Raw genomic sequence first — 9,266 nt, 5'->3', positions numbered from 1 at the left:
ACCCCTGTGGGAGCGAGCCTGCTCGCGAAAGCGGCAACCCGGTTGATCAGTCCGTCACATGTTGCGGATTCAACCAACCACGCACTCGGCGAACCAGCTGTTCTTGCTCTGCCGTGGCATCACCCGGCAATGCCTTCAGTGATACCTGGCTGAACGCCGACGTCTTCAAGCGCTTGCTGGCTTGCAGGCGTTCCAGCGCCGCGTTGCGATCCAGCGGTCTGTCCATGTAGAAGAGGTCGGCGATCGGCAGTCTTAATGTCGGTGTCAGTTCCACCAGCGCGGGCTTCGCTGTCACCGGCGTCTGCGCCGCAACCATCACGAACTTTTCCACTTGCGATGGTTGCTTCTCGCTCAAATACCGCGCGGCCCAATAAGCGCCGGTGCCATGACCCAATACGACAATGCTGTGAGCACTTTGCTGTTCGGCGAAGGCAATGGCCGCATCGATGCGAGCAAAAATTCGCTCGGCATCGGCCTTGGCCTGTTCCTCAGTGGTTTCGGCGATCGCTTTGTCCGCCACCTCCGCTTCACCCCCGGCAGCTTGCTCGATGGGGGCGGCGGTGGTCGAATCTTTGCTGGCGGTGTTCGCGGCTTTGGGGGCGGGTGCCGCTTCGACGACGCGTGGCGCAATGGCATCGCTTTGCAGGTCCGGCAAGGTGATACTCAGGCTGCTCCACTTGATGTCTGGTAATTTGCGGCGCAAAGGACCGATTGCTTGCGGCCAGTCAGCTGTTTCGCCGGCGCCAGGGATGATAATCACCACGCCTTTGGGGGCGGCGGTATTGGCCGGTTTCCACAAGGCGAGGAATGTGTCGGCGCCCGCTTGTAAGGGTTGCTGTTCCTGAACGGGGATTTTTCGCTCAAGTGCGCTCGCTTCTTCCTGACTACGCTCAAGCAGCGGTTGGCGTTCGGCTGGCTTTTCTTCTGCGGTTTTTTCCACAGGGGCCGGTGTCGGGATGGCCGCCTCGACGGAAAAGGCGCAAGGCAGGATCAGCGACAGGCACAATGCTGGCAGTGCCAGGCGGTAGACAGGGGGCATCGGATATTCCAGGCCAGAAGTTATTCCGGCAGCCTAATGGGTTGGTCAGTATTTGTCAGTGTGTGAGACTTCAATGATGCGTTTTCGCTGCCTGTGGGTTATCGGCTGTTTGTGGTTTCCCTTGATGGGTTGGGCGGCTGCCGCGTCGCCGGCGCACGTCGCGCAATTGTCCGCCGACCAGCAGCAATGGCTGGCGCAACATGATGAGTTGCGGGTCGGACTAGTGTTGCAAGCGCCTTACGCCCAATACGATCGCCGTTTACAGCGCCTGTCCGGGGTCAACGTCGAGCTGATGAAATGGCTGGCCAAGGCGCTTAAGGTCGAACTGAGTTGGCGCAATTACCCCGACCTCGCAGAATTGGAAGCCGCTGCGCGCGAGGGTGAAATCGACATCGCGCCGGGACTGACCCAAACCCCCGGTGGTCTGCGCTTGTGGCAGTTTTCCGACCCGTATATGCGGGTGCCACAGCTGGTGGTCAGTGATCAGAAAAGCACCGGCGCGGTGGAGCTGGAAAAACTCGACAGCCAGACCCGCGTCGCCGTACGCATGCCCAGCGCCACTGCCGACTACCTGCGCAGCACTTACCCGCACCTGAACCTTCAAGGCGTACCCCTCGAGCGCCAAGCCTTACAGTTGCTGCTCAGTCAGCAGGCCAGTTATGCCGTGGTCGATGAGGCGCAGTTGGGGCGGTTGTCCATCGAGCCCGAGTTTTCCGAGCTGGTGGTGGTCGGCGATATTGGCCTGCCGCAACTGCTGCGCGTTGCCACTCGCCGGGACTGGCCAGAACTCGCGGGTATCGTCGCAAACGCCCTGCGAGCCATCCCGGCCAAGGAACTGGAGCAACTGCACAGCCAGTGGCTGCAACCCAAATATCCAAGGCTCACCGATTCCCCGGTTTTTTGGAAAAACCTCTGTCTACTGATGGTGGTGTTGGTGTTGAGCAGCATGGCCATCGTCATCTGGCAGCGTCGGCAGCAGCACAGTCTGGAGCAACGACTGCTGGCGGCGCGGGCGGACATTGCCCTGCGTGCCGCCAGCGAAGAAGCGTTACGCCTTACTCAATTTTCCATCGATCAAAGTACCGTCGGTATCCTCTGGGTCAACTGGGACAGCCATGTGCGTTACGCCAACCGCGCGGCCGAAACCATGCTGGGTTATTCGGCGGGAGGGATCATCAACCGGCCACTGATCGACTTCGAACCCGGTCTGCATATGGACCGCTGGTTGAACCTGTGGAAGCGCGCCCGTGCCAGCGATGACGGCCCGCAAAGTTTTGAAACCAACTGTGTGCGTGCGGACGGCAGTATCCTGCCAACGGATGTTTCGTTGAGCTTCTTGCGATTTCGCGGTGGCGAATACCTGGTGGTCTACCTCAATGACGTCACCGAGCGTCGTCGCGCGTTGGCCGCGTTGCAGGAAAGCGAAGCGCGGCTGCAAGGGATCGCCGCCAACGTTCCCGGATTGGTCTTTCGACTGGAGCGGGCGCCGGTGACAGGGCAAATCGATTTTGCCTACATCAGTGAAGGCAGCGAGAGCCTGTCGGGGTATTCGCCGGCCACCCTGGCCCATCGTGACAAAGGCCTGCGCAGCCTGGTGCATCCAGATGACAAGGCCAGTTATCACCAAACGCAGGACCATGCGCTGGATACCGACAGTGACTGGTCTTGGCAGGGTCGGATTCTCACCCGTTCGGGCGAGCAACGCTGGGCGGAGATCAAAGCCATTACCCGGCGGCTTGAGGACGGCACCTATGTCTGGGACGGTATCGTCTGGGACATCAGCGAGAGCAAGCGCATCGAACTGGAACTGGCCAGCTCCCGGGAACAGTTGCGTGAGTTGTCGGCTCATTTGGAGAGCGTCCGGGAAGAGGAAAAGGCCCGCATTGCCCGGGAAGTTCACGACGAACTGGGGCAAATGTTGACCGTTCTGAAGCTGGAAACGTCGATGTGCGAACTGGCCTACGCTCAGCTCGACCCCGGTCTGAACGAGCGCCTGAACAGCATGAAGCGCCTGATCGCTCAGCTGTTTCAGCTGGTGCGCGACGTGGCCACGGCTTTGCGCCCACCGATTCTCGATGCCGGGATCGCGTCGGCCATCGAATGGCAAGCCCGGCGTTTCGAGGCGCGCACGCAGATACCGTGCCTGGTGCAGGTGCCGGACAATTTACCGGCGCTCAGCGATGCCAAGGCGATTGGCTTGTTCCGGATCCTTCAGGAAGCGCTGACCAATGTCATGCGCCATGCTCAGGCGCATACTGTTGAACTGACACTGGCACTGGAAGGCAACGAGTTGTGCCTGACCGTCAGCGATGACGGCGTAGGATTTGTCGCCGCCACTGGCCGGCCAACATCCTTTGGTGTTGTGGGCATGCGCGAGCGGGTGCTGATCATGGGCGGGCAGTTGTCGCTTGAAAGTGAGCCGGGTGAAGGCACGACGCTGAGTGTGCGAGTGCCATTGGATGTGGCCTGATGAGCATGTGTTGACTGTACTTATGCCTTCGCGAGCAGGCTCGCGAATGATCTTGAATCTGGAGAAGTCTGTGATCCGTGTACTGGTAGCCGAAGACCACACCATTGTTCGCGAAGGCATCAAGCAGTTGATTGGCCTGGCCAAGGACTTGCTGGTGGTGGGGGAGGCGAGCAATGGCGAGCAGTTGCTTGAGACGCTGCGTCATGTGCCCTGCGAAGTGGTGTTGCTGGACATCTCCATGCCCGGGGTCAATGGGCTGGAGGCGATCCCGCGGATTCGCGCGCTGAGCAATCCGCCAGCGATTCTGGTGCTGTCGATGCACGACGAAGCGCAGATGGCCGCGCGCGCGTTAAAGGTCGGCGCTGCCGGTTATGCGACCAAGGACAGCGACCCGGCGCTGCTGCTGACCGCGATCCGCAAAGTGGCGGCGGGCGGGCGTTACATCGACCCGGACCTGGCCGACCGCATGGTCTTCGAAGTCGGCCTGACCGATTCGCGGCCGCTGCATTCATCACTCTCGGAGCGTGAGTTCTCGGTATTCGAGCGCCTGGCCCAGGGCGCCAACGTCAACGACATCGCCCAGCAACTGGCCTTGAGCAGTAAGACCATCAGTACCCACAAGGCGCGGTTGATGCAAAAACTCAATATCACCTCCCTGGCGGAACTGGTGAAGTACGCGATGGAACACAAACTGCTCTAAAGTTCACCGATCTACCCTTGTGGGAGCGAGCCTGCTCGCGAAAGCGGTGCTTGAGTCGACATGTCTTTGCCTGATCCAACGCTTTCGCGAGCAGGCTCGCTCCCACCGGTTTTCCATGGCATGTCCATTTGCGACATGCCTACAACACGGATTTTGCCCGTTCTTGTGGCCTGTAGCTTCAAACTCAGCACTGCCCTATCCAATCCCGCCATTCTTGTAGGGCAATCCCTACCCCCAAACTTCCATATGGCTGAGGCCATTCTCTCCTGCGCCCCGATTTGCGTGCTCCCCAGCGTCCACTAGGCTTAGTCCACAGCAGTCATCAACAACAAAGGTGTGGGTATGAGCCAGGTCGATTCAAACGTAGGGGCCAGTGACATTCTGGTTAGCTTTCGTGGAGTGCAAAAAAGCTACGACGGCGAGAACCTGATCGTCAAAGACCTCAACCTGGAAATTCGCAAAGGCGAATTCCTCACCTTGCTCGGGCCGTCCGGCTCCGGCAAGACCACCAGTCTGATGATGCTCGCCGGTTTCGAAACACCGACCGCAGGCGAAATCCAGCTGGCCGGGCGCTCCATCAACAACGTGCCGCCGCACAAGCGTGACATTGGCATGGTGTTCCAGAACTACGCCTTGTTCCCGCACATGACGGTCGCCGAGAACCTCGCGTTCCCGCTGACCGTGCGCGGCTTGAACAAGAGCGACGTCAGTGACCGGGTCAAACGTGTTCTGAGCATGGTTCAGCTCGACACCTTCGCCCAGCGTTATCCGGGCCAGCTGTCCGGTGGTCAGCAGCAACGTGTGGCGCTGGCCCGCGCCCTGGTGTTCGAACCACAGCTGGTGCTGATGGACGAACCCCTCGGCGCACTCGACAAACAATTGCGCGAACACATGCAGATGGAGATCAAGCATCTGCACCAGCGTCTGGGCGTGACGGTCGTCTATGTGACCCACGATCAGGGCGAAGCCCTGACCATGTCCGACCGTGTGGCCGTTTTCCATCAGGGTGAAATCCAGCAGATCGCGCCGCCTCGCACGCTCTACGAAGAGCCAAAAAACACCTTCGTCGCCAACTTCATCGGCGAAAACAACCGCCTCAATGGCCGCTTGCACAGTCAGATCGGTGATCGCTGCATCGTCGAACTCGGTCGCGGTGAGAAGGTTGAAGCCCTGGCAGTCAACGTCGGCAAGACCGGCGAACCCGTCACGCTGTCGATTCGCCCGGAGCGCGTGAGCCTCAACGGCGCAAGCGATCAATGCGTCAACCGCTTCTCAGGGAGGGTGGCGGAATTCATCTATCTAGGCGACCACGTCCGGGTTCGCCTGGAAGTCTGCGGCAAGACTGACTTCTTTGTGAAACAACCGATTGCCGAGCTCGATCCCGCGCTCGCCGTCGGCGATGTGGTACCGCTTGGCTGGCAGGTCGAGCACGTTCGCGCGCTAGACCCACTTTTAGAGGCGAACTGATCGCCCCCTGCTACACCAACACCAACCCTGCACGTGGAGAGAACAATAAATGTTGAGATCCCTGAAATTCACCGCTTTGGTCATGGGCATGATCGGCGCGGCACACGCAATGGCGGCGGGTCCGGACCTGACCGTGGTGTCCTTTGGCGGGGCAAACAAGGCGGCGCAGGCCAAAGCCTTCTACGCACCATGGGAAGCGGCGGGTCACGGCAAGATCGTGGCGGGCGAGTACAACGGCGAAATGGCCAAGGTCAAAGCCATGGTCGACACCAAGAGCGTGTCCTGGGACCTGGTGGAAGTTGAATCGCCTGAGCTGTCCCGTGGTTGCGACGAAGACATGTTCGAACAACTCGACCCTGCGCTGTTCGGCAAATCCGAAGATTACGTCAAAGGCGCCATCCAGCCTTGCGGCGTGGGCTTCTTCGTGTGGTCGACCGTGTTGGCCTACAACGCCGACAAGCTGAAATCCGCACCGACCAGTTGGGTTGATTTCTGGGACACCAAGAAATTCCCGGGCAAGCGCGGCCTGCGTAAAGGCGCCAAGTACACCCTGGAATTCGCTCTGATGGCTGACGGCGTTGCGCCCAAAGACGTCTACAAGGTTCTGGCGAGCAAGGATGGTCAGGATCGCGCGTTCAAGAAACTTGATGAGCTCAAACCAAGCATCCAGTGGTGGGAAGCCGGCGCACAGCCGCCGCAATACCTCGCCTCCGGCGACGTGGTCATGAGCTCGGCCTATAACGGCCGGATCGCTGCCGTGCAGAAAGAAAGCAACCTGAAAGTCGTGTGGAACGGCGGTATCTACGACTTCGACGCATGGGCCATTCCTAAAGGTCTGGACAAGGCACGCGCTGAAGCGGCGAAGAAATTCATCGCTTTCTCGGTGGCGCCACAACAGCAAAAGACCTACTCGGAAAACATCGCCTACGGCCCGGCCAATATCCAGGCCGTACCGCTGTTGTCCAAGGATGTCCTGAAGGACATGCCGACCACCCCGGAAAACATCGCCAACCAGGTACAGATCGACGTCAGCTTCTGGGCTGACAACGGCGAGCAACTGGAACAGCGTTTCAACTCCTGGGCAGCAAAATAAGACCACTCCGTGGGCTTGCCCCCTGTAGGAGCGAGGCTTGCCCGCGAAGACGGCGTGTCAATCAGCATCAATGTTGAATGTGCCGACGCTTTCGCGGGCAAGCCTCGCTCCTACAGGGGTGATGTGTAGTTATCAAGAACAGAGGAGGCCTGCCTTCCTCTGTAACGATCAAAGATTTTCCGGAGTACGCCATGGCTATCGCCGTTCCCCTGAACGCGGGCACTGACCCCACCTTGAAGCAGCGGCTCAAGCACGCCGAGCGGATCAACCGCTGGAAGGCTCAAGCCTTGATCGCGCCATTGGTGCTGTTTCTGTTGCTGGTGTTCCTGGTGCCAATCGTGGCGCTGCTCTACAAAAGTGTCGGTAACCCGGAAGTGGTCGGCGGCATGCCGCGCACTGTGACGGCTATCGCCAGTTGGGACGGCCGAGGCCTGCCCGCTGAACCGGTGTATAAAGCGGCCAGCGAAGACCTCGCTGAAGCCCGCAAGAATCAAAGCCTGGGCGACCTGTCCAAGCGCTTGAACATGGAGTTGGCCGGCTATCGCAGCCTGTTGACGAAAACCGCCCGCGCCTTGCCGTTCGCCACTGAACCGGCCTCCTATAAAGAAGCGCTGGAAGGGCTCGACGAGCGTTGGGGTGACCCGGCCTATTGGCAAGCGGTGCGCCGCAACACCAGCAGCATCACGCCTTACTACTTGCTGGCGGCGGTCGATCATCGGATCGACGATCTTGGTGAAATCGCCCCGGCCACGCCCGATCAGGCGATCTACCTCGACATCTTCGCCCGCACGTTCTGGATGGGCCTGATCATCACCGTGATCTGCCTGCTGCTGGCTTACCCGTTGGCTTATCTACTGGCGAACCTGCCATCACGCCAAAGCAACTTGCTGATGATTCTGGTGCTGCTGCCATTCTGGACTTCGATCCTGGTGCGAGTTGCGGCGTGGATCGTGCTGCTGCAATCGGGCGGGCTTATAAACAGTGGCCTGATGGCCATGGGCATCATCGATAAGCCGCTGGAGCTGGTGTTCAACCGCACCGGGGTTTACATCTCCATGGTGCACATCCTGCTGCCGTTCATGATCCTGCCGATTTACAGCGTAATGAAAGGCATCTCGCCGACCTACATGCGTGCAGCGATTTCCCTCGGTTGCCACCCTTTTGCCAGCTTTTGGCGGGTGTACTTCCCGCAGACCTATGCCGGTGTCGGCGCCGGTTGCCTGTTGGTGTTCATCCTCGCCATCGGCTACTACATCACCCCTGCATTGCTGGGCAGCCCGAACGATCAGATGGTCAGTTACTTCGTCGCCTTCTACACCAACACCAGCATCAACTGGGGCATGGCGACCGCACTCGGTGGGCTGCTGCTGTTGGCGACCGTGGTGCTTTATCTGATTTACAACCGGCTGGTCGGCGCCAGTCGCCTGCGCCTGAGCTAAGGGGAGAATGAAATGCTGAGTCCTTATATGTCGCCCATTGAGCGGGCGTGGTTCTACAGCTTGCGGATTCTCTGCGGCCTGATTTTGTTGTTCCTGATTCTGCCGGTGCTGGTGATCATTCCGCTGTCGTTCAACGCGGGCAGTTTTCTGGTGTACCCGCTGCAAGGCTTTTCGTTGCACTGGTATCAGGACTTCTTTGCCTCCGCCGAGTGGATGCGTTCGTTGAGGAACAGCATCATCGTTGCCCCGGCGGCAACGGTGCTGGCAATGCTGTTCGGTACGCTGGCGGCGATTGGTCTGACGCGTGGCAACTTTCCGGGCAAGGCGCTCGTGATGGCGCTGGTGATTTCGCCGATGGTGGTGCCGGTGGTGATCATCGGTGTGGCCAGTTATCTGTTCTTTGCTCCGCTGGGGTTTGGCAACAGCTTTGTCTCGCTGATCGTGGTGCATGCGGTGTTGGGTGTGCCGTTTGTAATCATCACCGTGTCAGCGACGTTGCAGGGGTTCAACCAGAACCTTGTGCGCGCCGCTGCCAGCCTCGGTGCTTCGCCGCTGACCGCGTTCCGTCGGGTGACCTTGCCGCTGATTGCGCCGGGTGTGATTTCGGGGGCATTGTTTGCGTTCGCGACCTCGTTCGATGAGGTGGTAGTGACGCTGTTTCTCGCAGGTCCCGAACAAGCGACCTTGCCGCGGCAGATGTTCAGCGGCATCCGCGAAAACCTCAGCCCGACCATTGCCGCCGCGGCGACCCTGCTGATTGCTTTCTCGGTGATCCTGCTGCTGACCCTGGAATGGCTGCGCGGGCGTAGCGAAAAACTGCGCACCGCTCAGGTTTAAAGCTACACACCGATCTAATGTGGGAGCGCCTGCTCGCGAATGCGGAGTATCAGTCGACATTGATGTTGAATGTCGGTCCGCTTTCGCGAGCAGGCTCGCTCCCACAGTGATTTTGGGTATTTTGGGGGGGGATCTCGGGTCATTCATGACCTGAATAGCAGACAAACCCCAATCCCCAGCTAATCTTGTGCCCAGCTCCCTATCGATAAGAGGCTGCGCAC

The 9,266-nt window shown here is 59.6% G+C and carries 7 protein-coding genes; 6 read left to right on the top strand and 1 reads right to left on the bottom strand.

Translation table 11 applies throughout. The features are described 5' to 3' along the window. Window positions 1–46 precede the first annotated feature (46 nt). Window positions 47–1,039: an alpha/beta hydrolase family protein gene (locus ACM6IR_RS19585; protein WP_414909217.1), complete on the bottom strand. Its 993-nt coding sequence runs from the start codon at window positions 1,037–1,039 to the stop codon at window positions 47–49. A 73-nt stretch (window positions 1,040–1,112) separates the two neighbouring features. On the opposite strand from ACM6IR_RS19585, the gene ACM6IR_RS19580 reads away from it, so the two are divergent. From ACM6IR_RS19580 to ACM6IR_RS19555, 6 genes are all read left to right on the top strand, one after another. Next, complete coding sequence (locus tag ACM6IR_RS19580) at window positions 1,113–3,509, top strand: PAS domain S-box protein (RefSeq protein ID WP_414909216.1); 2,397 nt, start codon at window positions 1,113–1,115, stop codon at window positions 3,507–3,509. A gap of 46 nt (window positions 3,510–3,555) precedes the next feature. After that, window positions 3,556–4,209 (top strand): response regulator, encoded by a 654-nt coding sequence (locus tag ACM6IR_RS19575; RefSeq protein ID WP_414909215.1) that lies wholly within the window; start codon window positions 3,556–3,558, stop codon window positions 4,207–4,209. Between the two features lie 342 nt (window positions 4,210–4,551). Beyond that, window positions 4,552–5,676 (top strand): ABC transporter ATP-binding protein, encoded by a 1,125-nt coding sequence (locus tag ACM6IR_RS19570; protein ID WP_414909214.1) that lies wholly within the window; start codon window positions 4,552–4,554, stop codon window positions 5,674–5,676. A gap of 49 nt (window positions 5,677–5,725) precedes the next feature. Continuing rightward, window positions 5,726–6,769, top strand: coding sequence for an ABC transporter substrate-binding protein (locus ACM6IR_RS19565; protein ID WP_414909213.1), 1,044 nt, complete (start codon window positions 5,726–5,728; stop codon window positions 6,767–6,769). Window positions 6,770–6,960: 191 nt separating this feature from the next. Continuing rightward, complete coding sequence (locus ACM6IR_RS19560; RefSeq protein ID WP_414909212.1) at window positions 6,961–8,208, top strand: ABC transporter permease; 1,248 nt, start codon at window positions 6,961–6,963, stop codon at window positions 8,206–8,208. A 12-nt stretch (window positions 8,209–8,220) separates the two neighbouring features. Further along, window positions 8,221–9,045, top strand: a complete 825-nt coding sequence (locus ACM6IR_RS19555) for an ABC transporter permease (protein WP_414909211.1) — start codon at window positions 8,221–8,223, stop codon at window positions 9,043–9,045. Window positions 9,046–9,266 lie beyond the last annotated feature (221 nt).

Source organism: Pseudomonas sp. IT-P253, assembly GCF_949768125.1.
In the GTDB taxonomy this organism is placed as follows: Bacteria; Pseudomonadota; Gammaproteobacteria; order Pseudomonadales; family Pseudomonadaceae; genus Aquipseudomonas.
This window is presented reverse-complemented; position numbering and strand designations above follow the sequence as displayed.

Bases quoted from the DNA above. Each gene is read 5' to 3' on its own strand.
- ACM6IR_RS19585 (WP_414909217.1), bottom strand. From the start codon at position 1,039: ATGCCCCCTGTCTACCGCCTGGCACTGCCAGCATTGTGCCTGTCGCTG.
- ACM6IR_RS19580 (WP_414909216.1), top strand. From the start codon at position 1,113: ATGATGCGTTTTCGCTGCCTGTGGGTTATCGGCTGTTTGTGGTTTCCC.
- ACM6IR_RS19575 (WP_414909215.1), top strand. From the start codon at position 3,556: ATGATCTTGAATCTGGAGAAGTCTGTGATCCGTGTACTGGTAGCCGAA.
- ACM6IR_RS19570 (WP_414909214.1), top strand. From the start codon at position 4,552: ATGAGCCAGGTCGATTCAAACGTAGGGGCCAGTGACATTCTGGTTAGC.
- ACM6IR_RS19565 (WP_414909213.1), top strand. From the start codon at position 5,726: ATGTTGAGATCCCTGAAATTCACCGCTTTGGTCATGGGCATGATCGGC.
- ACM6IR_RS19560 (WP_414909212.1), top strand. From the start codon at position 6,961: ATGGCTATCGCCGTTCCCCTGAACGCGGGCACTGACCCCACCTTGAAG.
- ACM6IR_RS19555 (WP_414909211.1), top strand. From the start codon at position 8,221: ATGCTGAGTCCTTATATGTCGCCCATTGAGCGGGCGTGGTTCTACAGC.